The 23,283-nt window shown below is 45.5% G+C and carries 30 protein-coding genes, 1 tRNA gene and 1 other RNA gene; 24 read left to right on the forward strand and 8 right to left on the reverse strand.

Translation table 11 applies throughout. From position 1 onward, the window contains the following. The first annotated feature begins 13 nt into the window (after positions 1-13). From A1sIA79_RS01300 to A1sIA79_RS01310, 3 genes are all read left to right on the forward strand, one after another. Entirely contained in the window at positions 14-394 is a 381-nt protein-coding gene (locus A1sIA79_RS01300) for a DUF3052 domain-containing protein (RefSeq protein ID WP_095675455.1), read from the forward strand. Between the two features lie 9 nt (positions 395-403). Next, a complete protein-coding gene (locus A1sIA79_RS01305; protein ID WP_095674450.1) occupies positions 404-862 on the forward strand; it encodes a peroxiredoxin in 459 nt (152 codons plus the stop codon). A 70-nt stretch (positions 863-932) separates the two neighbouring features. After that, positions 933-1,004 (forward strand) — tRNA-Val (locus A1sIA79_RS01310). Between the two features lie 66 nt (positions 1,005-1,070). On the opposite strand, the gene A1sIA79_RS01315 is transcribed toward A1sIA79_RS01310, so the two are convergent. Then, positions 1,071-1,556, reverse strand: coding sequence for a TspO/MBR family protein (locus A1sIA79_RS01315; RefSeq protein WP_095674451.1), 486 nt, complete (start codon positions 1,554-1,556; stop codon positions 1,071-1,073). A gap of 22 nt (positions 1,557-1,578) precedes the next feature. Here A1sIA79_RS01315 and A1sIA79_RS01320 point away from each other — a divergent pair, with 22 nt between their 5' ends. From A1sIA79_RS01320 to A1sIA79_RS01380, 13 genes are all read left to right on the forward strand, one after another. Continuing rightward, entirely contained in the window at positions 1,579-1,947 is a 369-nt protein-coding gene (locus tag A1sIA79_RS01320) for a copper resistance CopC family protein (protein ID WP_190277069.1), read from the forward strand. 76 nt (positions 1,948-2,023) lie between these two features. Beyond that, positions 2,024-2,752: a zinc ribbon domain-containing protein gene (locus A1sIA79_RS01325; RefSeq protein WP_095674453.1), complete on the forward strand. Its 729-nt coding sequence runs from the start codon at positions 2,024-2,026 to the stop codon at positions 2,750-2,752. Continuing rightward, positions 2,752-3,834, forward strand: coding sequence for a bifunctional RNase H/acid phosphatase (locus tag A1sIA79_RS01330; RefSeq protein ID WP_095674454.1), 1,083 nt, complete (start codon positions 2,752-2,754; stop codon positions 3,832-3,834). Before A1sIA79_RS01325 ends, A1sIA79_RS01330 begins: the two co-directional genes overlap by 1 nt. Then, the gene (locus A1sIA79_RS01335) at positions 3,831-4,721 is read left to right on the forward strand and encodes a TerC family protein (RefSeq protein WP_223298360.1); all 891 of its coding nucleotides are present in this window, start codon (positions 3,831-3,833) and stop codon (positions 4,719-4,721) included. Before A1sIA79_RS01330 ends, A1sIA79_RS01335 begins: the two co-directional genes overlap by 4 nt. A 70-nt stretch (positions 4,722-4,791) precedes the next feature. Continuing rightward, positions 4,792-5,223, forward strand: coding sequence for a CBS domain-containing protein (locus A1sIA79_RS01340; RefSeq protein WP_095674455.1), 432 nt, complete (start codon positions 4,792-4,794; stop codon positions 5,221-5,223). A gap of 23 nt (positions 5,224-5,246) precedes the next feature. Continuing rightward, positions 5,247-5,612, forward strand: an RNA gene (gene rnpB, locus A1sIA79_RS01345) — RNase P RNA component class A. A 326-nt stretch (positions 5,613-5,938) separates the two neighbouring features. Continuing rightward, positions 5,939-6,334, forward strand: coding sequence for a hypothetical protein (locus A1sIA79_RS01350; RefSeq protein ID WP_095674456.1), 396 nt, complete (start codon positions 5,939-5,941; stop codon positions 6,332-6,334). Between the two features lie 70 nt (positions 6,335-6,404). Beyond that, on the forward strand, positions 6,405-6,947 hold the full coding sequence (locus A1sIA79_RS01355; RefSeq protein ID WP_095674457.1) for a DUF305 domain-containing protein: 543 nt from the start codon (positions 6,405-6,407) through the stop codon (positions 6,945-6,947). 16 nt (positions 6,948-6,963) lie between these two features. Continuing rightward, positions 6,964-7,962 (forward strand): C40 family peptidase, encoded by a 999-nt coding sequence (locus A1sIA79_RS01360; RefSeq protein WP_095674458.1) that lies wholly within the window; start codon positions 6,964-6,966, stop codon positions 7,960-7,962. Between the two features lie 11 nt (positions 7,963-7,973). Further along, a complete protein-coding gene (locus tag A1sIA79_RS01365) occupies positions 7,974-9,173 on the forward strand; it encodes a C40 family peptidase (RefSeq protein WP_223298361.1) in 1,200 nt (399 codons plus the stop codon). Positions 9,174-9,204: 31 nt separating this feature from the next. Continuing rightward, positions 9,205-10,026, forward strand: coding sequence for a WD40/YVTN/BNR-like repeat-containing protein (locus tag A1sIA79_RS01370; RefSeq protein WP_095674460.1), 822 nt, complete (start codon positions 9,205-9,207; stop codon positions 10,024-10,026). A gap of 82 nt (positions 10,027-10,108) precedes the next feature. Then, positions 10,109-10,315 carry a heavy-metal-associated domain-containing protein gene (locus A1sIA79_RS01375; protein WP_095674461.1) on the forward strand — a complete coding sequence of 69 codons (207 nt, stop codon included), beginning with the start codon at positions 10,109-10,111 and terminating at the stop codon, positions 10,313-10,315. 31 nt (positions 10,316-10,346) lie between these two features. Further along, positions 10,347-10,988, forward strand: coding sequence for a DUF305 domain-containing protein (locus A1sIA79_RS01380; protein ID WP_095674462.1), 642 nt, complete (start codon positions 10,347-10,349; stop codon positions 10,986-10,988). Between the two features lie 137 nt (positions 10,989-11,125). On the opposite strand, the gene A1sIA79_RS01385 is transcribed toward A1sIA79_RS01380, so the two are convergent. Continuing rightward, positions 11,126-12,334 carry an MFS transporter gene (locus tag A1sIA79_RS01385; protein ID WP_095674463.1) on the reverse strand — a complete coding sequence of 403 codons (1,209 nt, stop codon included), beginning with the start codon at positions 12,332-12,334 and terminating at the stop codon, positions 11,126-11,128. A 60-nt stretch (positions 12,335-12,394) separates the two neighbouring features. Between A1sIA79_RS01385 and A1sIA79_RS01390 the strand changes: the two genes are divergently transcribed. From A1sIA79_RS01390 to A1sIA79_RS01415, 5 genes are all read left to right on the forward strand, one after another. After that, positions 12,395-12,628 carry a helix-turn-helix transcriptional regulator gene (locus A1sIA79_RS01390; protein ID WP_095674464.1) on the forward strand — a complete coding sequence of 78 codons (234 nt, stop codon included), beginning with the start codon at positions 12,395-12,397 and terminating at the stop codon, positions 12,626-12,628. Between the two features lie 2 nt (positions 12,629-12,630). Continuing rightward, a complete protein-coding gene (locus tag A1sIA79_RS01395) occupies positions 12,631-13,176 on the forward strand; it encodes a hypothetical protein (RefSeq protein ID WP_095674465.1) in 546 nt (181 codons plus the stop codon). 558 nt (positions 13,177-13,734) lie between these two features. After that, positions 13,735-14,403 carry a hypothetical protein gene (locus tag A1sIA79_RS01405; protein ID WP_095674466.1) on the forward strand — a complete coding sequence of 223 codons (669 nt, stop codon included), beginning with the start codon at positions 13,735-13,737 and terminating at the stop codon, positions 14,401-14,403. An 8-nt stretch (positions 14,404-14,411) separates the two neighbouring features. Then, positions 14,412-14,861, forward strand: a complete 450-nt coding sequence (locus A1sIA79_RS01410; protein WP_095674467.1) for a hypothetical protein — start codon at positions 14,412-14,414, stop codon at positions 14,859-14,861. Between the two features lie 469 nt (positions 14,862-15,330). After that, a complete protein-coding gene (locus tag A1sIA79_RS01415; protein ID WP_223298362.1) occupies positions 15,331-15,627 on the forward strand; it encodes an L-rhamnose mutarotase in 297 nt (98 codons plus the stop codon). A gap of 36 nt (positions 15,628-15,663) precedes the next feature. Here the strand turns inward: A1sIA79_RS01415 and A1sIA79_RS01420 are convergent, their stop codons facing one another. The 3 genes from A1sIA79_RS01420 to A1sIA79_RS01430 form a co-directional block, all read right to left on the reverse strand. Then, positions 15,664-16,119 carry a VOC family protein gene (locus A1sIA79_RS01420; RefSeq protein WP_095674469.1) on the reverse strand — a complete coding sequence of 152 codons (456 nt, stop codon included), beginning with the start codon at positions 16,117-16,119 and terminating at the stop codon, positions 15,664-15,666. Between the two features lie 38 nt (positions 16,120-16,157). Continuing rightward, positions 16,158-16,892 carry an SDR family NAD(P)-dependent oxidoreductase gene (locus tag A1sIA79_RS01425; RefSeq protein ID WP_095674470.1) on the reverse strand — a complete coding sequence of 245 codons (735 nt, stop codon included), beginning with the start codon at positions 16,890-16,892 and terminating at the stop codon, positions 16,158-16,160. Positions 16,893-16,997: 105 nt separating this feature from the next. Next, positions 16,998-17,828, reverse strand: coding sequence for an EamA family transporter (locus A1sIA79_RS01430; RefSeq protein WP_095674471.1), 831 nt, complete (start codon positions 17,826-17,828; stop codon positions 16,998-17,000). A 99-nt stretch (positions 17,829-17,927) separates the two neighbouring features. On the opposite strand from A1sIA79_RS01430, the gene A1sIA79_RS01435 reads away from it, so the two are divergent. Together A1sIA79_RS01435 and A1sIA79_RS01440 are read left to right on the forward strand one after the other, a co-directional pair. Continuing rightward, positions 17,928-19,154, forward strand: coding sequence for a cytochrome P450 (locus A1sIA79_RS01435; RefSeq protein WP_190277070.1), 1,227 nt, complete (start codon positions 17,928-17,930; stop codon positions 19,152-19,154). A 21-nt stretch (positions 19,155-19,175) separates the two neighbouring features. After that, a complete protein-coding gene (locus tag A1sIA79_RS01440) occupies positions 19,176-20,411 on the forward strand; it encodes a cytochrome P450 (protein ID WP_095674473.1) in 1,236 nt (411 codons plus the stop codon). A gap of 1 nt (position 20,412) precedes the next feature. On the opposite strand, the gene A1sIA79_RS01445 is transcribed toward A1sIA79_RS01440, so the two are convergent. Together A1sIA79_RS01445 and A1sIA79_RS01450 are read right to left on the reverse strand one after the other, a co-directional pair. Beyond that, positions 20,413-21,297 carry an amidohydrolase family protein gene (locus A1sIA79_RS01445; RefSeq protein WP_095674474.1) on the reverse strand — a complete coding sequence of 295 codons (885 nt, stop codon included), beginning with the start codon at positions 21,295-21,297 and terminating at the stop codon, positions 20,413-20,415. A gap of 88 nt (positions 21,298-21,385) precedes the next feature. Beyond that, complete coding sequence (locus tag A1sIA79_RS01450) at positions 21,386-22,408, reverse strand: Gfo/Idh/MocA family protein (RefSeq protein WP_095674475.1); 1,023 nt, start codon at positions 22,406-22,408, stop codon at positions 21,386-21,388. 98 nt (positions 22,409-22,506) lie between these two features. On the opposite strand from A1sIA79_RS01450, the gene A1sIA79_RS01455 reads away from it, so the two are divergent. Then, positions 22,507-22,788: a PGPGW domain-containing protein gene (locus A1sIA79_RS01455; protein ID WP_095674476.1), complete on the forward strand. Its 282-nt coding sequence runs from the start codon at positions 22,507-22,509 to the stop codon at positions 22,786-22,788. On the opposite strand, the gene A1sIA79_RS01460 is transcribed toward A1sIA79_RS01455, so the two are convergent. Then, entirely contained in the window at positions 22,781-23,257 is a 477-nt protein-coding gene (locus A1sIA79_RS01460) for a GNAT family N-acetyltransferase (RefSeq protein WP_223298173.1), read from the reverse strand. The two genes, A1sIA79_RS01455 and A1sIA79_RS01460, sit on opposite strands and share 8 nt — an antisense overlap. Between the last annotated feature and the right edge of the window lie 26 nt (positions 23,258-23,283).

The raw sequence follows: 23,283 nt of genomic DNA on the forward strand, positions 1-23,283 counted from the left end.
CGTGGCAATGCGCATGGGGTTTGCTCAAGGAGAGCTCGTCCTCGAGGTGGGATATGGGGCAGATTGTGATGCCGCTCTCCGCAGCGAGATCATGAAAATTACTGGAACCAAATTTCTTGAAGGTTCCACCAATGAAGTCATTGATGCCGTTCTCTTATGGTTTCGTGAAGATGATGGCGATCTCGTAGATGAATTAATGGATGCCATGGCATATCTATCTGAAACCGGTTCTATCTGGGTGCTCACTCCAAAGGTTGGTCGCACTGGCCATGTGGAGCCAAGTGATATTCAAGATGCAGCGCCCACATGTGGACTCAGCCAAACTTCATCCTTAGCAGTGGCTGCTGATTGGACCGCAACTCGTCTAGTGGCACGAAAAGCGGGCAAGCGATAGATTCGCGCAATGACAATTGCAATCGGAGATGTAGCCCCAGATTTTGAGCTAAAAGATCAGAGCGGCAGCAAGGTTTCCCTCTCATCATTTAAGGGTAAGAAGAATGTAGTTCTTGTCTTTATTCCATTCTCATTTACCGGCACTTGCACCGGTGAACTCTGCGCCATCCGCGATGACATTTCAGCATTTGAAAACGATAACGTGCAAGTCCTTGCCGTCTCGTGCGATTCCATGCACACTCAGAAGATCTTTGCGGCACAAGAGGGTTACACATTCCCAGTTTTGGCTGACTTTTGGCCACATGGCGCAGTTGCCCAGGCTTACGGAATCTTCAATGCAGATATTGGATGCGCACTGCGTGGAACATTTATCATTGATAAAGCAGGCATTGTGCGCTGGTCAGTAGTTCAAGGCCTAGGCGATGCTCGCAACAATGGCGATTACAAAACTGCTATTGCAGCTCTCTAATCTCGCACTTCTTACGCACGATTTTCCTACTTTCGTATATTTAAAGTAGTATTCGCAAGCAGTATTAGCCGGGTGGCTAGCTCAGTGGTAGAGCGCCTCGTTTACACCGAGGATGTCGGGGGTTCGAAACCCTCGCCGCCCACAATTGATAGTTTTCAAATAATGCATAGCCAGCATATGGATAACGAGCTGTATCCCAACAACTCACTCAATTTCTAGTTAAGTAACCCCAGGCCAAGCTGGCCGCGATTGCAACCCAAATTTGGTAAGGAATGAGTAAAAGTCCCATTATCAGCGATGCCCGAAATGTTAGGTATAAAACTGGAATAGTTAAAACAGTTGTTAACACCAAGGCAATTGTGGCTAGCGTGAAGTTGTGCGGGACATAAAACTGATAAGCCCAAGTAAGTGCTGCGATGATACTTAAGCCAAAGAAAACCAACCAGGAGATATTCTCTATTCGCGTTAAAGATTTAGAGACTTGGTATGAAGCAAAGCCAAGAACTATAAAGTTATAGGGCCAAATAATTCCGATAAAAGAGCTAGGTGGCTGCCAGGGTGGCCGCTCAAGTGTTGAATACCAACCAGGAGAGGAGGAAACCCAAATTCCCGATCCAAAGGCGTAAATGAAAACTAGCAAAATTCCAATTCCCGCTGTAATCAATTTAAAGTCCACAAGAAGAGGATAATCCATGGTTGAGAGGTTAGGGTTACTCATGAAAAAGTTTTTGGTCGCAGGATTGATTTTGACCCATGGAGTATTTTTCGGCTCAGGTGCATTCGCCCATGCCGAGATAGCACGGACAAACCCAGTGAAAAGTGCCATTCTGACGCAGTCACCTAAATCTGTGTGGATTGAATTTGGCGAAACTTTGTTAAGGCTAGATAAAGAGAAAATCAATGCTTTAAAAGTTACTGATTCACGGGGAAAGCGCGTTGATAAGTCACCAACGATTGTCAGTGGTGTGCGAGCAACGACGAAGATCGTGGGCACCCTGAAGAAGGGCACGTACTTGGTTACCTACCGTGTGGTCTCAGAAGATGGTCATCCAGTCAAAGGCAGCTACTCCTTCAGCGTTAAGTAGCCGCTGGCGCACTGGGTAAAGTAAGGTTCGGCTAAGAATTACATATTGCACCGCCACTTTTCTAGAGGAGAACGCCGTGAAAGCTAGCGCTAGCGACCAGCGTTGCATCCTCGATATTCAAAATTTTGACCTTCACAGCGCCACCTTAAAGAACAAGGCAGCGACCCTGCCTGAACTGGCGGAGATAACTTCGAGCACCATCAAGGCGAATAATGTGCGCGACTTACGTATTGCCGCCGAAACCGAACTCAGCGATGTCAAGCGCGAGCTACTACGTGCTGAAGGTGATGTTGAGCAGATCGTTACTCGCATTACTCGTGATGAGACCCGACTCGCATCCGGCACCGGAACCCCAAAAGAACTTGAGCAGACTCAACATGAGCTAGTCACCTTAGGCGCTCGCAGATCTGAGTTAGAAGAAGTTGAGCTTGAAATCATGTTGCGAGTAGATGGACTCAAAGAGCGCATTGCGGCTTTAACGGCAGAGGAAGCAGAGCTCGCGGCAATCATTGCTGATTTAAATATCCGTAAAGAAAATGCCATGGCTGCAATTAACACTGAACTTGAAGGAATTGCCACAGATCGTGCGGCAACCACACAATCAGTCAGCGCTGAATTCCTGGCGCTCTATGAAAAAATCCGTGGAGCAGATGGTGGCATAGGTGCGGCAGCACTTGCTGGCAATCAATGCAAGGGATGCCACTTAACCCTTAATGCACATGAGCTGCAAAGAATCACCGGATTGGCTGATGATGAAGTTATTAGATGTGAAGAATGTCGGTGCATATTGGTGCGTGATCACTAATGGCACGTCACTTTAAGTTAACCGCCGATGGCGGCTCTCGGGGAAACCCAGGTCCTGCTGGCTATGGCGCAGTTGTTACTGAAAACGGCAAGATCGTCGCCGAACTCTTTGATGTTATAGGGGTGGCAACTAATAACGTTGCCGAATACAACGGCCTGCTCGCTGGGCTTGCTCATATCCATCAATTGGATAAAGAGGCAACGGTGGAAGTTGCGATGGACTCTAAGTTAGTTGTTGAGCAGATGTCTGGCCGTTGGCAGATTAAGCATGCTGATATGCGTGATTTAGCTAAACAGTGCCGCGATGCTCACACGCCATCACTTGTTACCTACTCCTGGATTCCTCGCGATGATAATTCACATGCCGATCGCCTTGCTAACAAGGCACTCGATGGTGGCAGTGCCCATAAACCGGCCGCCGTCATTCAACAGAATTACCTGACTGATCGCTTGCGCAGCGCTGAGATTCCGACATTTATCTATTTTGTGCGCCACGGTGAAACAGTTCTCACGCCAACCCGTAAATTCTCCGGAACTGGAGTACTTGATCCAGAGCTGATGCAAGATGGACTTGATCAAGCAGAGCTTGTTGCAGAAGAGGCTGTGAAGTTGGGTGCCGAAGTTCTTATCGCATCCCCGCTAAATCGCACGCGACAAACAGCTGAAGCAATTGCGCGCACCACCGGACTTGAAATAATCTTTGATGAAGCCTGGTTCGAACTCTCATTTGGATCATGGGATGGAAAATCAATTGAAGAGGTAAAGGAGGAAGAGCCCGATGCATATCAGGCATGGCTTAACTCAACTGCTTATGCACCCGGTGGGGGAGAGTCATGGGACCAAGCAACAGTGCGCATTGAAGAAGCGCTAGAGAAGTTGGTGGCCGAGTACCCAGGTAAGAAGATAATTGTTGTGACACATAACGGAGTCATCAAGACTGCGGTGAGATTGGCCATAGGCGCACCTAGCGAGGCGGTCTTCCACGTCGATGCCGCGCCATGTTCGATATCCTCTATCTCTATCTGGCCATCTGATGGTCTACGCGCTGTGCGATCCGTCAATGAAAGAGGGCACCTACGTTGATTTCATCTACAGAATGGCTAGTAACTGTTGCGGTACTTGGCGCAGTCATAGTTGCCGATTTAATCCTGGCAATCGTGCGCAGAAATAAAGAGACAACTCCGCGCGAAGCCTTAAGTTGGACCCTCTTTTACGTTGTTGCCGCCATTGCATTTGGTTACTTCTTGCCGCAGTGGGCTCCGGCTGAATATCGCAAAGAGTTCATCGCTGGTTGGCTCACCGAATACTCACTCTCGGTGGATAACCTCTTTGTCTTTATCATCCTGCTCGCCACACTTAAGATCAAGAAAGAGTCGCAACAGCTCGTCCTGCTTTACGGAATTCTGATTGCAATTGTTTTGCGCGTCATCCTTATCTTCCTTGGCGTAGCACTTGTCTCCAGGTTCACCTGGGTCTTCTTCTTCTTTGGCGCATTCCTGATCTTCACCGCCTATAAGTTGGTAAATGAGAAAGAGAATGTGGAAGAAGAAGAGTCAAAGCTTGTCGTATTTATGCGCAAACGAGGTTTCAGTAACTTTGCCATCGCACTTGTGGCCCTTGGCATCACAGATTTAATCTTCGCCCTCGATTCCATTCCGGCCATTCTTGGTCTGACAACCAGCAGCTACGTAGTCATCACCGCAAACATCTTCGCGCTGATGGGCTTGCGCCAGCTTTACTTCTTACTCCAAGGACTCATGGATCGCCTGATTCACTTATCTCGTGGACTCGCATTTATCTTGGCCTTTATCGGAGTCAAGATGGTCCTCCACGCCCTACACAGCATCGGGGTTCACGTGCCTGAGATTTCACTCGAACTCAGTCTGGCAGTCATCATCACAACGCTTACGGTCACCGCGATAACTAGCCTCTATGCCACACGTGGCGGTTCAGGAAAAGAGAAGATTTAAGCAACCCGCCCTATTGCTTCTTTCTGGCAAGAGAGCAGTATGGAGCCACTCAAGAGTTAAGGAGTGGCCTATGAAGATTGGCAGCATAATCTCAGGAAAGCGCGTTGAAACTATTTCAGCTAGTGCGAGTATTCATGATTTGGTGAGCTCTTTAAACTCACACCATGTCGGGGCCCTAGTTGTCTCTAGCGATGGCAAGAAAATCGATGGCATTGTCTCGGAGCGAGATGTTGTCCGCGCAATGCCGGGCAAGCTCGACCAACTAATTGGGATGCATGTTCGCGACATCATGACCGTCGATGTCCACACCTGCACCGCGGATTCCACCGTTGCAGAACTGATGACGATGATGACTGAGCTTCGGATACGTCACGTTCCAGTTGTTGCTGCCGATGGAGCCCTAATCTCGATAGTTTCGATTGGTGATGTGGTTAAAAACCATGTGAATGAACTCGATTCCGAGCGCCAGGCCCTGAAAGATTACGTGGCAAGCGGTAATTAAACTCCCGTACCATTAGCCAACGAAGAGTCGCCCGGATCACCGCGTTGCAGCTCTAGATTAATTTCTAGACTGGACCGAGGAAAGTCCGGACTTCACAGAGCAAGGTGGTGGGTAACGCCCACCCGGAGCAATCCGCGGGAAAGTGCAACAGAAAGTAGACCGCCAATAGCAATATTGGTAAGGGTGAAACGGCGGTGTAAGAGACCACCAGTGCATGTAGTGATACATGTAGCTATGTAAACCCCACCTGAAGCAAGACCAAGAAGATAGTGCGTTGCTCGCGCAAGCTATCGGGTAGGTTGCTTGAATCTGCAAGCAATTGCAGATCTAGATGGATGGTGATCGGTTCGAAAGAACTACAGGATCCGGCTTATAGGGCGACTCTTCTTCCAATTAGGTGGGCGCAGGTTAAAACTGCGCTCACCTTTCTGCATTTTCCTTGTACAAGTTGTTACATAACCTGTCGCAGATTTGAATGTTTTTATGGGGAATCGATGGGCAAATATGGGCAGTTTCATGGGCAGATTTCAACTACAAACAACATCCCAAAGTTGTTCCTACTCGGTCAATTTCCGAAACTCTTAGAACGACTCTTCTTTAAATTAGGTGGGCGCAGGTTAAAACTGCGCTCACTTTTCTGTACTTTCCATCACAATTCGTAAGCGAGCCGTCTCCAAATAGACCTAAAAAAGTTCTCATCTGGTAATTTATTGTCATGGCTATGGTAATCAAGAGCAATAAGCGAATGAGCTTGCTCCTTGCCATTTTATTGGCTGTATTTTCAACTGGCATCGTGATTGCACATCAATGTCACTCAATGCAAAGCGATCAAGTAGCCATTCAAGCAAACCATTCAGGAGATCACGTCGCTCCTACAACTTCAGTTAAGCCGCTCAGCTTTGCTTCTAGCTCAAATGCATTAATGGATGTTGGGTGTGCAGTACTTTTCATTGTTGTACTTTTGCTCGGACGAAAGCTCCATTATTTAAGAGCGCCAAGCTCTCAATTAAAAGAATATCTAACAAATGGTAGACGTTTAATTAGCGCGCAACGAAACCAATTTATACAACTTTCACTATCCCGCGCACAATTGGGAGTTATCCGCATCTAATCCGTCTTCGATAGAAGTTACTGTTTTATTGACTAAATAAACCAATTAATCACATCGAAAAGGATTCCAAATGTTTAAGAAAATCGTATTTCTGCTTACCGTAATTTCCCTTCCATTCTTTATCCAACCCGCATCAGCAAGTTCTCATGCCAAGAGCTTGAAGAACTTAGGCATGAACGAAATTATGTTCGCGCAGCGCATGGCTCCTCATCACCAACAGGCAATAGAAATGTCCAAGATGGCACTCAAAAATAGTGCTAGCCCAGAGGTTAAGAATTTGGCAAAGGCGATCATCTCTGCACAGAGTAAAGAAATGGCCCAATTGAAATATTGGCTGACTGCCACTAAGTCATCGATGACGATGGACCACGACATGGGGATGAGTGGCATGCTTCCTGAGAGCTCAATGACTACCTTGAAAAAACTCAAAGGTGGCAAATTCGACACGGCGTTTCTTCAATCGATGATTGCTCACCATGAAGGCGCTTTAGAGATGGTTTCTATGCTCGACGGTACAAAGAATAGTGAAGCCAAGAAGATTGCGGTTGGTATCCGGTCTGGACAATCAGCTGAAATCACTCTCATGAAGAAATTATTGGCTAAGAGTAAGTAAGGTTCTAGGTCAATTCATGAAAAGAATCCTTGCCTTACTGCTCGTTGCAGTTTTCATGGCGCAGTCGATACAGGCACAGGCTGCGCCAACGGTGGCATCTGTGCAGCGCGAGATTGACCGACTGCGGACTCTGGCTGCAGAAAAATATGAAGCCGCGAATGAAGCAACCTTGAAAATTAAAGCACTTCAAAAAGAGAAAGGGGTGCTGCAACAGCGCGAGGAAGTAATTAAAAAAGAGCTGAGTACAGTCAGTAAAGTTTTAGCAAAAATTGCGATTTCTGAATATCAAGGAAGTGGTTTTGGTAAATCCTTTGAATTGCTTTTTTCCTCCGATCCAACGAAATATCTGATGGATGTATCTGTACTAGATAGTGTCAGTCGAGGATATTCGAAGCAGTTACGTGAGTACGTAGCTACCAAACAAAGAGTTCAAGCCACACAGTTAGTTTTGGGCGATCGTACTGCGCTACTACTTGTGGAACAAAAACGACTCAATCAACAAGTAACCCAAGCGAAGAGTGCCTTAGCAAAGGCAGAAAAACTTCTTAATTCACTTGCAAAGGCCGATAGAGAGCGTCTTCTTCGAGAAGAAACAGATCGAGAGAATAAGATTCTGATTGCTTCGAAAGGATATGCCGCTTCTTACAAAGGTGACAACACACGTGGGTCAATTGCCCTCAAGTTCGCCCTCCAACAAATAGGTGATATTTATGTTTGGGCCGCAGCGGGCCCAACTCGTTGGGACTGCTCAGGTCTGACGATGCGGGCATTTCAGGCGGCAGGAGTTTCGCTGCCACATTCATCACGCATTCAAATTAAATATGGGAAGCCCATTTCTTACTCATCATTAAAGCCTGGGGATTTACTTTTCTTTGGTAAACCAATTAGCCATGTTTCGATCTATATGGGTGGTGGAAAAATGGTTCAAGCACCGCGGCCTGGGAAGAAGGTTGAAGTAGTTCCACTGACAAAGATGTTTGGAAGAAAACCATTCGTGGGGGCTACTAGGTTATGAAGCTATTGCGTGTGAAGAAGTTACATTCAGTCCTCCTATCAATTAGTATCCTAACTACAATCTCGCCTGATGCATTTGGCGCTAATCACAAACCAACGCTTGCACAGATAGAAGCAGCCAAAAAACTTGAACTGCAGAAAAAACAAAATGCTGCTAATGCTGCTAAAAAACTTGTAGCTGCACAAGGAAGCCTTAGAAAACTTGCAGCGCTTGCTGCGGCGGTAAACAAAAGGTACCTGTCTGCCAAGAATGAATTAGCAGTAGCTGTGAAAGAATTAAATTCAGCGACGAAAGCTGTTCAAGCTGCCGAGGCTGAGGTCTCAGCAACTCACCGAAATATTGGAAAGTTAGCTGTCGCTGCATATATGACGGGAGGAAATATGGGAAATATTGAAACATTTCTTAGTGCAAACGGTCCACAAGATGTAATCGACACTATTTCCATTCTCGAAAATTTGGGCTCTAAGAACAAAGTTGCTCTCGAACAATTCAAGGCTGCAGAGATCATCGCGAAAGAGGCTAGAAAAGTTGCTGAAGCCGCTAAAGAGCTCCAATTGCGAGCAACTGAGAAGGTTGCGATAGCAAAGCAAGAAGCAGATTCTGTCCGTGATGCTCAACAAAAGGAAGTGGACAAGCTTCAGGCCGTACAGGACAAGCTACAAAAGGAGTTAGCCTCGGCTAAAAAAGTAAGGCTAACACTCGAACAAAAACGCCAACTCGCCATCCTTGAAGAAACAAGATCTAATGAAGCTACCAAAGCTCCAAACCAGGCTAAAGTTTGGAAGGGCGGTGGCCCAAACGGTGCGTCATCTTCGAGAACAACTGTTGAGCAACGTCTGAAGGCGGTTGAATTTGCGAAGCGACAAGTTTTGGCAAAGAAACCATATGTGTGGGGTAGCGAAGGTCCTAATTCTTTTGATTGCTCAGGTTTAGTTTATGCAGCCTACAAGTACGCAGGGCTTGGCTGGCCTAATTGGGATCGACTTAACTCAGGACTCTATTACACCTATACAAAACAAGTTCCAATCGCTGAAATGCAACCGGGCGACTTAATTTTTTACTCTTATAAAGGCACCCAGAGCACAATTCATCATATGAGCATCTATGCTGGAAATGGGATGATGTGGGAAGCAAGGTCTACTGCAACAGGCCTGAAGTATTCCAATATTTATAGTGTTCAAGGAATGATGCCATTTGCTGGCCGAGTTTAGAAGAAAATCATCAAACAGAGAATGGATTAATATGAAAACGCAAAATATTAAAAGTTTTAGGTTCAGATTTTCTTGCTTTGCAATTGTTGCACTGATGACAGTAAACAACGGCGCTATCGCTCAGACACTTGATTCCGTCTCACATATTCATCATGTAAAAGTTGTGGGCAATAAAGTTCTGGTAATGACTCACGAAGGTCTCTATGAGCTCGTTGGCAAAAATAATATGAAGTTAGTTGGGCAAGATAAAATTGATGTGATGGGGTTTACAACTTCAGGTAAGGATATATTTGCAAGCGGGCACCCTGCTCAAGGGTCAAAAGCGTTAAATCCTATCGGCCTCGTGAAGTCAACCGATGGCGGATTAAGTTGGAAATCTGTTTCGCTAGTCGGGAAAGTAGATTTCCACTTTCTAGAAGGTGCTGGGACTGATCTTTATGGTGCTGATTCGCAGAGTGGAAACTTGATGTATTCAGCAGATTCTGGAAAGAGTTGGAGCTCGCTAGGAGCAAACAGCTTTACAGATATTGCGGTTTCGCCAGATATGTCAGGTATTGCTGTGGCGATAAAGGGCTCTAAACTGCTCCTCACTAGGAATGCCCTTAAATCCACAAAAGAATTGAAAAGTACTCTCAAATTTACACAGGTCGAATGGCGCGATTCTGGCCTTTACGCTTTAAGTGGCACTTCTCTTTACATGTCATCGGACCTTGGAAACAGCTGGAATAAGCTCAATATATTTAAAGGAGCTACTGGAATTCTTAGCGCCAGTGACCAGTTGATCTTGGTGACCGTGGGCTCAGATATCTATACATCAAAAAATATGGGTAAGATTTTTAGGAAAATTTCCTAAAATAAGCAATTTCCTTTTTCTGTTTCGTGCATTCAATAGCAGATGGCGATCAGACTAGGTTTTGTAATCAAAGGAGAAATACATGGCAGAAAAGACTGTTGGAATAAAAGGAATGACATGTGGCCACTGTGAAGGCCGTGTAAGCAAGGAGATTATGGCAATTCCGGGTGTAATCAAAGTCGTTGCCAGCGCCGAAAATGGGAATGCCATTATCAGCGCTGACTCAGAAATACCACAGGACTCAATCGAGCGAGCAGTGCAAGCGGCAGGATATTCCATAGTTCCTTAAGTCTGACAGAAAACTCTCAGAAACTGCGAGTATGCTTGCAATATCAAAGGGGTTAGAGATGCAAATAAATATTGATAAGAAGACTGGTTCGCTCGTTGCAATCATCGTTGTTCTGCTTGGAATAATTCTAGGATTTTCAATAAGCAGGAATAGCGACGAAGGATTCTTTGGGATGCGTGGAAACAATTCCATGGGTATGCGTCACAACTCAGGAACTGCCACATATACAGGTGCCGATGTGATGTTCTTGCAGATGATGATTCCTCATCACCAGCAAGCGATTGATATTTCAAACATTGCTCTTAAAACATCAAAAGATTCAGAACTCCTTGCACTTGCAAACACAATTATCAAAGCCCAAACAGCAGAGATAGTGCAAATGCAGTCTTGGCTGAATGATGCGAATGTAAACCCAGGTATGGGCCACTCAATGGACGGAATGGGTGGGATGCTCGATGATGCCGAACTATCAGCACTTTCGGAAGCTTCGGGAAAGAACTTTGATTTGCTTTGGCTTAAAGGGATGATCGGACATCACGATGGTGCAATCCATATGACCACAATGATTCGAGACGCTAGTAACGCTGATATCAAGACTTTCGGTGAGAATGTTGTAAAGGATCAATCTGCCCAAATTATTCAGATGAAGGCGATGCTCAAACGAATCGGATAAGGCCGGTTTATTGATAGGCGTTCATCTCGAGTGTTATGCAACTTTATTTGAGAAAAAATATGGGCAATCCGCCAAATTAGGCCAGAAGTGAATTCTTCCGGCTTATAGGGCGACTCTTCTTTAATCTTTAAATTGAATTAAAAGTCTGAACGCAGTGACTTCGTTAGAAGTGCCAGGAATGCGGTCACTGAGAGAATCGCAGCCAAAATTATGTATGTAGTGCTGACTCCAAAACTTTCAACAGATAATCCAGCTAAAACCATTCCAAGTGGTGGGGCCGCATAAAAAACCGCGGTCTGCACACCAAATACTCTGCCTTGTTGATCAGCCGGAACTCTTTGTTGAATAAGTGTGCTCACCATGGGAGTGAAAGGTCCCCAAAATAAACCTAGAAAAAAACCAGCCACGGCAAGGATTGGTAATGGTGGTAGAAATGCCATCGGAACAATACTCATAGCGACTCCGATAAAAGTTGTGCGTACAAGATTTTTACGCTTTAGACGAGCACTTACCCACCCATAACCAAAGGATCCAACTGCATATCCTGCAGCCAGGGCTGCGATAACAATTCCAAGACTTGCAGGCTGACCTAAATCTTCAAAGTAGGTCGATAGGACGACTGTCTCAGTCGGCAGATAAACAGCTGCGATGATGAGAATAGAAAGAGTTAAAGTACGAAGCAGTTTGTCATTCCAAAGAACCTGGAAACCCACGCGAATACTTCGATTTGTTTTTTCTCCCATTTCTTCAGCCAAATTACGTGCGTCTTTGCCGAGATTGCCAACCCTTAAGAAAACGATAGCCAGTGCGGCAAAAACGAAGAGGCCGCCAGCAACCCAGAATGAATTCACGGCACCCACGGTTGAAATAAGACCCGCTCCAACAGCAGGACCAAAAACCCACGCAACTCCCATAAAGCCTTCGTGGATTCCATTGAGTCGATCAAGAGTTATATCTGATGCCTTTGCAACATCAGCCAACAGCGTTTTACGTGCTGTGTAACCTGCGGGATCAAAGATTGCACCGATTACGGCGATAACTAATATTGTCGAGCTAGAAAGTCCTGATGTTAAAGCAACGATTGGAAATGCAACTACTGCAACAGCTGAGAGTAAGTCAGCCCCGATGCTCACCGAGCGACGACCAATATGGTCTACGAGCCAACCCCCAATTGGTGAGATCAACAAACCAGGCAGTGCAGAAATCGCTGCGACTAATCCGGCAAAGGCTGGGGAACCGGTCTCTTCAAGAATCAACCATGGAATCGTGATCATGACAATTGAATTGCCTAATCCCGAAGAGAAATTAGAAAGTTGATGGAGAACTACCGGAATCTTCTTTTTCATCAATCTTGGTTTCTCCTTTGCTTGTTGCATTAATGCTACATAGCATATATGCTACAAAGTATGAGTCGCAACCCTGAAGAGCCTGTCTATAACCGCATAGAAGAAGCACGTGTTGCCTTAGGGCTATCTAGGCAGGATCTTGCCGATAGGGCTGGCGTGCACTACCAAACCATTGGTTACCTAGAACGTGAGGAATATAGCCCTTCACTCGTTCTAGCTTTGCGCATAGCGAAGTCACTCAATCAAGAGGTATCAGATCTTTTTTCACTTAATCCATTCAAGAAAGGAAAGTAAGGATGTCGAAGAAGAACAAGATTTATTGGTTTGAGGGCGTTACCGAAAAGGGTGTTAAGGCACTCTTAAATGATGAAAATTCCAAGTACAGATGGCTCAGACCACAACGGAACCGCAGAGTCCTTGTTGCCCTGATGCTCGTGGGCCTTATTGCAGTGGCAATGGGGAGTTACTGGCCAACCTTGAAAACGAATATGAACTTATCTGACGGAACTTCGGTAGTTGTCTATTCCGTGACAGCGATGCTTGTAATCTTTATTGTTCTTGGTGGCTACTCGCTCTTGCGTATCAGCGTGAGGTCTATTGCGGATGCACCAGATGAACTACTAGATGAGCGCCAAATCAAGGTTCGCAATACTTCAATTCGATATGCCTACTATGCAATGGGCTATGTAGTCCTAGGACTCTTATCGTTGATTTTTTTTGGGCCTGAATTAAAGATGTTTCAATCAGAGGGCAACGATGGAAGTTATCTCGTGATTGCTACCTTATTTGCTTATGCCTCAATGCCATCGATGGTTATGGCTTGGCGTGAGCGAGATATTTAGATTCCAAGATCAAGTATTTCTTTGTAGTTTCTTGTGGGAAAAAGTATGGGCAAACGCCAGAAATGAGCCTGATTTGAAATCTTCCGGCTTATAGGGCGACTCTTCTTTACACTTAGTTACTGCGAGTAACTGAGAAGTTATGCAATAATTCGAATCCGCTTGTTTGGTAGTAATTGGGACTTGGTTAATCGCCGAGTCCCTTTTGCTTTCTTAACTCAGCTTTTATCCACAGATTCGTTCATTATCGATTTTCAATAGATGGTAAAGCCTTAACTTCGCCCTCGTGATGGGGGCGTGTTGTAATCGGCAGCCTGTTCGTTTACCAAACAAGCGGAGCGGGTTCGAACCCCGTCGCCTCCACCACAGTCTTAACTGTTGCAGCTCGATCTATTGGTAATGGTCAAAAGAGCTGAAACAGATTTGCATGGGAGGGCCTCGAGAGATCGAGGCCCTTTCCAAATTTCCCGTTTAGTAGGGCGACTCTTCATTATCTAGATTCACAGGGTATTCACACCACTGGTTATCGATTTGAAGAATTCGAGCAGATAAGTTCCTCGAATGAAGATTAAGACTATTGCAATTTCAACATCCGTATTTGTTATGTTGGGTGGTGTAATAGGAGTTCAACAATACATTTCATCGCAGATCACTTCAAAGGTTGCGCGAGAGATGCCCAATGCTTCAGGTATTAGCGCCTCTGTTCCATGGGCAGATGTACCAAGCAATCTGACTTCTGATTCAATTAAATCTGCAGACATAAATATCAAGAGTTTTGCTCTTAAAGAGAGCGGCACAAAGACTTCGCTAGACATATCTGCAACAAGTATCAGTAAAGCAAAACCAACCCTAGTTGGCTCTTTAGAAGTAACGGCCACTATTCCTGCATCGACAATTACAAAACAATCCGAGTTTAACAATGCACAAATTGTGGGAAACACTTTACAAGTGTCTGCGGGAGCAGGTGGAATGGGTACAGCGCTCCTAATTCCAAAGTACTCAAATAGCCAGCTTTATTTTGAGCTTCAGAGTGTTTCAATCTTTGGCAATCAAATTCCTGCTTCATCATTGCCGGCCGATCTTCAAAATCAAATTAAAAGTAGGAGCCAAAGAAGTTTGACGCCACCTAAGGGGCTTAAAGTTAAATCCGTCTCACTCAGCAGTAAAGGACTTTCTGTCAGAATGTCCGGAAACAACATTCAACTGGGCAATCTTGGATCTGGTTTATAGTTGGAACTATGAAGTTTGATATCAAAAAGGTATTTCCCAAAAATCCTTCAAGCTATGAGGGATTTCGCATAATTCGTTTAATTGCTGCTCTCTTTCTGTCCGTGATGGTTGCTCGCAGTTGCATTCACCTCTTCGCAGCTGATGGTGGCGCTCAGAGCATCGCTGGTATTGATACATCGGTTGAAGGCGGAAACAACATTATTGCGATTTTTCACCAATGGGGTGCAATACAACTCATTCTTGCCATTCTTCTGCTTGTATTGTTTTTCCGTTATCCAGGATTAACCCCTTTGGTTTTGCTAACTCTTATCCTTGATCCAATCTTACGTTTTGTTGCCGGACAGCAAATGAGTTTAACGACCACAGGAACACCACCCGGTGAAGCGCTAAATGGGGTGGCTCTTTATCTCCTTTTAGTTCTAATCCTAGGTTCACTTTGGAACAAAAAGCCAAACTAGATCTTTCTGGGTTATAGGGCGACTCCTCTTCACACAATAGTTACCGCGAGTAACCGTGCATCTATGCAATACTTTTATCACGATGGATTGGTAGTAATCGGGACTTGGTTAATCACCAGGTCCCTTTTGCTTTCCATTGCAGCTCTCAAGTTGTGTGCAATACTCCTACTACGCATGTTTGGTAGTAATTAGGACTTGGTTAATTCCAAGTCCTTTTTGCTTTTCCACAGTCATATTTCATCCTCAAGCCCCTTCATCACACAGTTTCGATGGTGGGTAACGTCCTAACTTCACGCTCGCGATGAGGGCTCTTTCTATTTTCAACACTCTTGATTATTGCTCTTTTCATTCATCTAGTTCACATGATCTGGGGAATAAAGCACAAATAATTGTTGACATTTGAATAATTCCCACCTAGGTTTTCATTACTATCTCGTTTAGGAGTCGAATAATGGCAAGAATGTGTTTTATGTTTGAAATATTCGAAGGTCAAGAGGCCGAGTACAAGAAGCGTCATGATGAAATCTGGCCAGAATTGGTAACAGCGATTAAGGATGCCGGCTTTAAAAATTACAGTCTTTTTCGTCGCGGAGTTCACGTCATTGGGTATTTTGAGGTTGAGCCTGATGTGAAGACAGCTTTCGAAAAGCTTGGCAAGAGTGAGGCAAATGCTCGCTGGGCAGAATGGTTTAAAGATGTCATCGTTAATTTGACCGATAACCAGGGAAACTTACTTGAGTTTAAAGAAGTCTGGCACCTAGACTAAAAAAAGCCGGGGATTCGGTGTTGTCACAAATTGAGTTTATGCGTCGGCGGGACGCATAAACAATTCGATTGGGTATCCATCTGGATCTAGCAGATATAGAGAGCGTCCGCCAGCATTTGGTCCTTCAGTGATGTCGACGCAACTTTCGCTACGTGCGATGTATCCCATTTTGAACATCTTTTCTGCAATTTCATCAATTTTTGAAACGTAGAAGCTAATGTGCCCGCCACCAAAATCGCAGGGACGCGATGCCGCTGACAGTTTTTCAATACCTTGATAATCCAGTAGCTCGATAAATCCGCCACCAGGAACTTCAAGAAAGGCAACGTTTATCGCATCAAATTTTAGATCCAGGACCGTTCTTAAGTAAGGACCATTGAGGAGCTTTTCAAACTTCACCTTAAGCCCAAGTCCGTCGTGATAAAACTTCAGGGATTTTTGCAAATCCTTAACAGTAATTCCGCCGTGAAAAAATCCCAATATTTCGCCCATCTCTCATTCCTTTCGGTTGGTTGTTTGTTGCGGGAAAACTACATAACGATTCCACCATCTTGGCTGAGAGCTTGTCCTGTGAAGTAGGAGCCCTCATCCGAGATGAGAAAGAAGATAAAGCCAGCTGTTTCATATGGCTCTGATGCCCGACCTAGAGGCACTGAAGTTAAACGCTTTGACGTGATGTCTTCAACGGTGATTCCACGAATTTCGGCAAGTCTTTCTAAAACTTTGTCTTGCATCGGAGTATCAACAATGCCCGGGCAAATCGCATTGACACGCACGCCTTTTGATCCAAATGCATAGGCGAATGAGCGAGTAATCGAAAGCACCGCCGTCTTAGATGAGGCATAAACAGCAGTTTCCGGAGTTGTCGCCAGCTTGGCAGAGACTGAACTTAAGTTAACAATGCTTGCACCTGTTGTCATCGTGCGCCCGATGCGGCTTGTCAGGTCCCAGACAGCCTCTACGTTAACTGCGTAGATATCGCGGATATCTTGAACGGTGAATTCAAGAATTGGTTTCAAGCGAATAAGCCCAGCGGCATTAACTAGGGCATGTGCACCTTGTGCGGCTGCTACTAACTTATCGCGGTCCTCGCTCTTGGAGAGATCGGCAACAAGGTGCTCAACGCCCGTGACCTTCTCCAACGCATCCTTATTCATATCCACGGCAATGACTCGCATGCCTTCATCACGCAACCTGATGGCAGTTGCTTGACCAATTCCAGAAGCTGCGCCGGTAACTACCGCGAGTTTTCCTTTATGAGACATCTTTTCCCCTTAATTGAAAGTCGAACTTCGGTAGAACTGCAGAATCAAAACAGTATTGGAAGGTGTGGGCTGGCGGCAATAGATTTCCTAGAGTGAAAGTTGACATTAGGAGGTCAGGGCTAAGGCATAGATTCCGATGGCAATCGCAATGGCGCTAAAGACCACTGGGCGTGAAGGACGAGTTCGATAAACGATTACCTCAATCAGAATTACCCACAGTGGAATAGTCGCCATCACCGACTGAGCAACTACGGGCGAGCCTTCGCGGATCGCATAAATAGAGGCAAGCCATCCCATGCTCATAAAAAATGATCGCCTTACTAGTTGCAGGAAATCTCGCCAATGCAGCCCTATAGGCGGGAAGATTGCCATGAAAATAAAACCAGCGAGCAATTGGCGAACAATAAAAGTTTCAGTTGTGCCCACTCCGGCCCTATCTAGAAGGACAACAGCCACAGTCACAAGGCCACTTAATACGCCAATGACAATCATGAGAAAAATTGCTGTAAATGAACTAACTCCAGCCAGACTCTTGCGTAGTGGAAATATTGTCGCAAACACCAATACAACTACCAGCAGAACCTGTATCGGAATAATGCTGGCTCCCAGTGCAATTGGTCCAGCAAGCAGTACCACCGCCGGCGTGAGAGCTTGCCCGACAGACATCACAGATGCCGAACTCCGAGAGACCATTCTGAAGATAATTCCAGCCACCACGCCACTGCCTATAGCTCCCACAATATGTAGATAAGGAACTGATCCAGACCAAAGAATCCATCGTGGCCCAAATGGGATTAATGGAAATACGAAAAGAGCGTTGAGAACAAATAGCGGACCTATCGCTTTATAAATCGAGATGTTTAGCGCAACGCCCTTAGTTAGAAAGATTCCAACTGCAAAGGCGAGTGCTGCTGCAATGGCGAGAAGCAAGCTCACACATTGACTATACCCTTCCTATCTTACGAATATAGAGATAAGGTATCTCCATTCGCATATAAATTGCTGCTTTAAGTTGGCATGATGGGGAGGTTGCTGGTGCAGACAATTCACAGCCGTGCAGATGAGAAGTTTTTATCGACTGAGTATTTTCAAAATCCATATCCCATATATCGAGAAATCCTAGAGTCCAGCCCAATTTTTTGGAGTGAAAAAGCACGCGCCTGGATTGTGAGTCCTTTTCAAGAAGTAGAAGATGGGCTTCATTTAGATGTTTTCACTCAGAAACAGCGCATGCTCAAAGCGAGTTCTCATTTCACCGCAGATGAATTAGCAAAAATGCCACACATACTTACTAACTTGAGCAATTGGGTGGTGTTTCAAGATCCACCAGAACACACTCGTTTACGCCGCTTGATCAGTAAATCTTTTACACCTCGTAGCATCAACGCACTTGAGCCTAAAATTGAGGCTATTGTCTCCAAATTACTCGATGAGGCGATGAAAAAAGAGACTTTTAACTTAGTTGATGAGTTCTCATTCCAACTGCCAGCTATGGTGATTTGCGAACTTCTTGGAATCCCACTTGAAAAACAATGGGATCTCAAGCGTTGGTCTGACGGTGTTGCCGGATTTACCGCCTCTGCTCGAATTACTCATGAACAAGCAGCACATGCTGAGGAAGTAGCACGAGAAGCCGAGGAATATCTCATGGGCTTCTTCGAACAGGTACGTAAAGAACCGAACGATGGACTGTTGAGCAGAATTGTTAATTTACAAGGCGCCGAGGATGGATTAACAGATAAAGAAATTGTTGGCCTGACAATCCAACTATTTTTTGCTGGTTTTGAAACAACTGAAGGTTTGATTGGCAATATGGTGATGACACTGGTTAATCACCCAGAGCAGATGGCGTTATTGCGCAGTAAGCCTGAGCTAATGGATGCAGCGGTGGAGGAAACTTTGCGCTATGAATCCTCAATTTTGAAGCAATCTCGAGTTGCGAGTGAAGATGTCAAAATTCTAGGTGAAACTATTAAGGCTGGCGATTATGTTCATTTCATGATTGGCGCTGCAAATCACGATCCGGCAAGATTTGCCAACCCTGAAGTTTTCGATATCACGCGATCTGATGCCGGTAACATCAGTTTTGGCCATGGCATTCATTTCTGTATTGGAGCCCCTCTATCTCGGCTTGAGGCGCGAATTGCCATACGTCAATTGCTGGAGCGGATGCCCAAGATTTCAATCCTTGATCCACAACCAGCTTTCCCTGAACTACTTGCTGTCCGCAAACCAACTCAGTTATGGATAACTAACAAGTAACGTATAAATCGAAAGGGAGTTATGTCGCCATCTCAGGATTGGGAGGAAAATAACTTCTTAACGCCAGCCTATTTTAATAATCCATACTCTGCTTACAAATACATGCATGAATCTGCGCCGGTATTTTGGAGTAAGAAAGTTAACGCCTGGATTGTTAGCCCATTTCTAGAAGTTGAAGAGGGCCTGCATGGCGAGCAACTTATTGCGAAGGGCAGAATTGCCGCCGCCGCCTCACATTTCACGCCAGAAGAGCGAGAGCAGTATCCAGTTTCACAATGGACACTTAATCGTTACATGAATTTTCAGGATCCACCTGACCACACCCGCTTTCGTCGCTTGATTAGCAAATCATTTACTCCGCGCAGCATCAGCGCAATGGAGCCCAAAATCGAAGCTCTTGTCTCCAGGTTATTAGATGAAGTAACAAAGAAAGAGAGCTTTAATCTGGTAGATGATTTTTCATTCCAATTGCCATCGCTAGTTATCTGTGAGTTATTGGGCATGCCGATAGAGAAGCAGGAAGATCTCAAGCGTTGGGCAGATGGCTTGGCTGGCTTTATTGCATCGGCACAAGTAACGACTGAGAAAGCGAAATTTGCGGAGAGTGTTGCACTTGAAGCCCAAGAGTATTTAAAGCAATTATTCCAAGAGATTCGTAAAAATCCGGGAGAGAATTTACTGAGCAGAGTACTCACTGCTCCACCAGAGGATGACAAACTCACTGATCAAGAGTTAGCCGCTCTTACGGTTAATCTCTTTTTTGCTGGCTTTGAAACCACTGAAGGTTTGATTAGTAATATGGTTAGAGCGCTATCAGATAATCCAGATCAGTTGGAGTTGTTGCGTAATAATCCAGAGCTCATCGAACCAGCCGTTGAAGAAGCGCTTCGTTTCGACTCATCGATTCAAAAGCAGTCTCGGATAGCAGGTGAAGATATTGAGATTCATGGCCAGAAGATTAAAAAAGGTGATTACGTTCATTTCATGATTGGCGCGGCAAACCGTGACCCATTGCGATTTAGTAACCCAGAACGCTTTGATATCACTCGCAAAGATGCCGGAAATGTCAGCTTTGGCCACGGAATCCATTTCTGCATTGGCGCACCGTTAGCACGCCTTGAGGCTCGCATTGCGATTCGTCAGTTGATTGAGCGGATGCCTCGAATCAAAGTGATTGCGCCGCTGCCACGGTATGCCGAACTTTTTGCCGTGCGAAAGCCACTGGAACTATGGGTAACTAACGCGCAAGTGAAGTGAATTAGAAGTTATATAGGCGCTTTGCATTAGTGCGGCAGATTGCTTCTTGCTCTGATGCGCTAAATGTTGAGATGTAATCGCGCGTAAAGCCCATAATGATGTCGTATGAGCTGTAGAGACGATCCACTGGCCAGTTAGAGCCAAGCACGCAACGACTTGGACCAAATGCTTCCAAACAGACTTCAGCCCATTTACGCAGTGATTCCTTGCTAAAACGTGGGTCCGTCATCGGCATACCAGAAATCTTCATGGTCACATTGGGAGCTTTTGCTAATTCGCGTACTGCCTTTGACCAGTTGGCAAAGTATTCATCATCACGTGAACGTGGGAATCCAATATGTTCAAGCACAATCTTCAAATCTGGATGGCGCTTGGCCAGCTCTACTGCTGCGCCCATATTCGGCCAGCCGCAGTCAAGATCAAAGACAACATTTTGCTTTGTGAGTTTCTTCAGTGATGCCTCATATGCGGCATTGATTTCACCACTTGCCAACATGGGCTCTGCATTGAAATCTCGGATACCGGCATAGAGCGGAGATTGGGCATGTTCATCTAGTTGCTGGGCAGCCTCTGGTGCTCCAAGTGGGCAGTCGGCGACGATTCGCATCGGCACTGGACCAGTTTTTGCCATTTCAGTCAGCCATCGAGTTTCAGTGACTGGGTTTGGCGAACCAATTGCTGCTTGTACGTGAACGAAAGCTTCGATACCTGCAAAGCGCGCCTCTGACCAAAGATCGTTGAGTACGAATGCTTCGGACTTAATGGCATCGATATTTCCAATAATCGGATGAATAAAGTCCGGACTAAGCCAAACCCACTTGAGCTCTGGATGTTTAAAATCCCAAAGGTGAATATGAGTATCAATAATTGGAATAGGTGTGCTCATGTGGGGCCTCTCAGTAATGGTTTTTCACTAGAACCTGCTGGCTCTAAGTTACCGCGTGGGCGCCCAAAATTAAAGACCTCGGAGCCCTTTATTTAAACCGGGTACCTATCTGTGAACCAATAGTGAGTGCGGTCTTGATATTGGCAACTGACTCTCGGTGCGTATAGAGCGGTGCCTCTAACAGCCCCTGTTCCACATATTGAGCAAAGGCATTTACTTGATGGACGAGGGCAATATGTTCAACCATGCCTGATTCATCGCTCCAGGTGGCAAGTGGTTCATGTAGGCCATTGCCATGTAGCGTTACCGATGTTGATGTAAACCACGGTGGGCCAAATGAGATGCTGCCCTTAGGGCCAGAGATAGCAGCGTTAATGGGAGCTGAGACACGAGCTGATAGTACGAAGTTAGAGCGTGCCTGATTTTTAAATCTCATAAAGGTATGTGTTTCTTCATCAATGTCATTGGGGTGAAGCTTTCCAAAGCTATGAATTTCATCAGGATCACCTAAGAATTGTTGCGAGAAGGCAATGGGATAGATACCCATATCGATGATTGGGTTACCGCCACCGAGTGTGTAAAGCCGGGCAACTCCCAAGTTTGCTTGGCAGAAACTAGAAACAACTAATTCAACATCACCAATGGCGCCATCTGCCACCAGCTGTCGTGCGATATCCATATGTGGCAAGAAGCGAGTCCACATAGCCTCCACTGCCAAGACCTTCTTCGCTTTAGCAGCAGCATAAATCTGCTCTGCTTCACTAACGTCCATCGTAATTGGTTTTTCAATTAATACGTGTTTACCTGCATTAATTGCAATGAGCGCAACTTCAAGTCGGTTAGAGGGAAGAGTGCCAATATAAATTACATCAATATCTGGGCGGGCGGCTAGCTCTTCGTAGGAGGTATGAAAATCAGCGATGCCAAATGTCTTTGCAAAAGTCTCTGCCTTACCTGGTGTTCTAGAGGCAACTGCAACAAAATTCTGCCGTGAATTCTTCTTCGCAGTCTTAATCATCTGCTCCGCGATCCAGCCAGCGCCGAAGATTCCCCACCGTAGCGGTTTGGATTCCTCTGATCTAAAGAGATGCGGCTTGGGAAGTGATGTCATTGAGGCAACTTATCTCTACTTATCTGGATTGGGAACCGCGACAGGGAGCCGTCAGGAGTTTTTACTTTAAGTCCATCTTGGGCGGGTAATATCGGGGCATGAGCCGGAAGAGTAAATTTCTCGCCACCTGGAGAACACTTCCTGCCGGGATGCGAAAAATAATTGTCTCAGTCATTGGCTTTACCTTAATAGTTTTAGGCTTACTGCTGATTGTGCTTCCTGGGCCTTTTACTATCCCCTTCTTAGTCCTGGGACTTGCCATACTGGCGCTGGAATTTGCCTGGGCTGATCGAATGCTTGATCAAGTAAAAGCGCAGGGGAAGAAAGTTGATCCAAGAAAGTTGCTCAAGCGAAAACCGAAAAATCCAGAGCCTAATTAAGGGCAATTCGGTACTGACGTTTTCCAGATTCTAAGGTGTAGGTGTCATAGAGCTTTCTAGCTGTTGCATTATCTTCATCAGTATTCCAATAAAGACGCGAGCAGTTATTTTCTATCGCATAGCTCTTCACATACTCAATCAGAGCGCGCCCCACACCTTTTCCGCGCACAGCTGGATCCACAAAGAGATCTTCAAGATAGCAATGCCCGTTTTCAGACCAGGTTGAGTTCTGCAGGCTATATGTCGTAAAGCCAACGATGAGGCCATCATCAATGGCAACAGCGCACTTCATATTAAATTCTGGATCAAGAATTCGCTGCCAGGTGAGTGAACTTTGTTCGACAGAGAGCTCAGTCTGATAGAAGTCGAGATAACCCTGCCAGAGAATGAACCAACGTTGCTTATCTGTAGGTAGTGCAGCTCTAATTTCAAGTGGTGGCCGCATGGACTTCTCTACCTTTTCACTCATGCGAAGATTCTAACTGCGAGGTACTC

This window comes from Candidatus Planktophila versatilis (assembly GCF_002288105.1).
GTDB lineage: Bacteria > Actinomycetota > Actinomycetes > Nanopelagicales > Nanopelagicaceae > Planktophila > Planktophila versatilis.

Coding starts and splice junctions, on each gene's coding strand:
- A1sIA79_RS01330 (WP_095674454.1), top strand. CDS start 2,752: ATGGCACGTCACTTTAAGTTAACCGCCGATGGCGGCTCTCGGGGAAAC.
- A1sIA79_RS01385 (WP_095674463.1), bottom strand. CDS start 12,334: ATGAAAAAGAAGATTCCGGTAGTTCTCCATCAACTTTCTAATTTCTCT.
- A1sIA79_RS01370 (WP_095674460.1), top strand. CDS start 9,205: ATGAAAACGCAAAATATTAAAAGTTTTAGGTTCAGATTTTCTTGCTTT.
- A1sIA79_RS01300 (WP_095675455.1), top strand. CDS start 14: ATGGGGTTTGCTCAAGGAGAGCTCGTCCTCGAGGTGGGATATGGGGCA.
- A1sIA79_RS01320 (WP_190277069.1), top strand. CDS start 1,579: ATGAAAAAGTTTTTGGTCGCAGGATTGATTTTGACCCATGGAGTATTT.
- A1sIA79_RS01410 (WP_095674467.1), top strand. CDS start 14,412: ATGAAGTTTGATATCAAAAAGGTATTTCCCAAAAATCCTTCAAGCTAT.
- A1sIA79_RS01455 (WP_095674476.1), top strand. CDS start 22,507: ATGAGCCGGAAGAGTAAATTTCTCGCCACCTGGAGAACACTTCCTGCC.
- A1sIA79_RS01375 (WP_095674461.1), top strand. CDS start 10,109: ATGGCAGAAAAGACTGTTGGAATAAAAGGAATGACATGTGGCCACTGT.
- A1sIA79_RS01350 (WP_095674456.1), top strand. CDS start 5,939: ATGGCTATGGTAATCAAGAGCAATAAGCGAATGAGCTTGCTCCTTGCC.
- A1sIA79_RS01355 (WP_095674457.1), top strand. CDS start 6,405: ATGTTTAAGAAAATCGTATTTCTGCTTACCGTAATTTCCCTTCCATTC.
- A1sIA79_RS01445 (WP_095674474.1), bottom strand. CDS start 21,297: ATGAGCACACCTATTCCAATTATTGATACTCATATTCACCTTTGGGAT.
- A1sIA79_RS01420 (WP_095674469.1), bottom strand. CDS start 16,119: ATGGGCGAAATATTGGGATTTTTTCACGGCGGAATTACTGTTAAGGAT.
- A1sIA79_RS01340 (WP_095674455.1), top strand. CDS start 4,792: ATGAAGATTGGCAGCATAATCTCAGGAAAGCGCGTTGAAACTATTTCA.
- A1sIA79_RS01425 (WP_095674470.1), bottom strand. CDS start 16,892: ATGTCTCATAAAGGAAAACTCGCGGTAGTTACCGGCGCAGCTTCTGGA.
- A1sIA79_RS01405 (WP_095674466.1), top strand. CDS start 13,735: ATGAAGATTAAGACTATTGCAATTTCAACATCCGTATTTGTTATGTTG.
- A1sIA79_RS01395 (WP_095674465.1), top strand. CDS start 12,631: ATGTCGAAGAAGAACAAGATTTATTGGTTTGAGGGCGTTACCGAAAAG.
- A1sIA79_RS01360 (WP_095674458.1), top strand. CDS start 6,964: ATGAAAAGAATCCTTGCCTTACTGCTCGTTGCAGTTTTCATGGCGCAG.
- A1sIA79_RS01460 (WP_223298173.1), bottom strand. CDS start 23,257: ATGAGTGAAAAGGTAGAGAAGTCCATGCGGCCACCACTTGAAATTAGA.
- A1sIA79_RS01305 (WP_095674450.1), top strand. CDS start 404: ATGACAATTGCAATCGGAGATGTAGCCCCAGATTTTGAGCTAAAAGAT.
- A1sIA79_RS01440 (WP_095674473.1), top strand. CDS start 19,176: ATGTCGCCATCTCAGGATTGGGAGGAAAATAACTTCTTAACGCCAGCC.
- A1sIA79_RS01450 (WP_095674475.1), bottom strand. CDS start 22,408: ATGACATCACTTCCCAAGCCGCATCTCTTTAGATCAGAGGAATCCAAA.
- A1sIA79_RS01315 (WP_095674451.1), bottom strand. CDS start 1,556: ATGGATTATCCTCTTCTTGTGGACTTTAAATTGATTACAGCGGGAATT.
- A1sIA79_RS01390 (WP_095674464.1), top strand. CDS start 12,395: ATGAGTCGCAACCCTGAAGAGCCTGTCTATAACCGCATAGAAGAAGCA.
- A1sIA79_RS01380 (WP_095674462.1), top strand. CDS start 10,347: ATGCTTGCAATATCAAAGGGGTTAGAGATGCAAATAAATATTGATAAG.
- A1sIA79_RS01415 (WP_223298362.1), top strand. CDS start 15,331: ATGTTTGAAATATTCGAAGGTCAAGAGGCCGAGTACAAGAAGCGTCAT.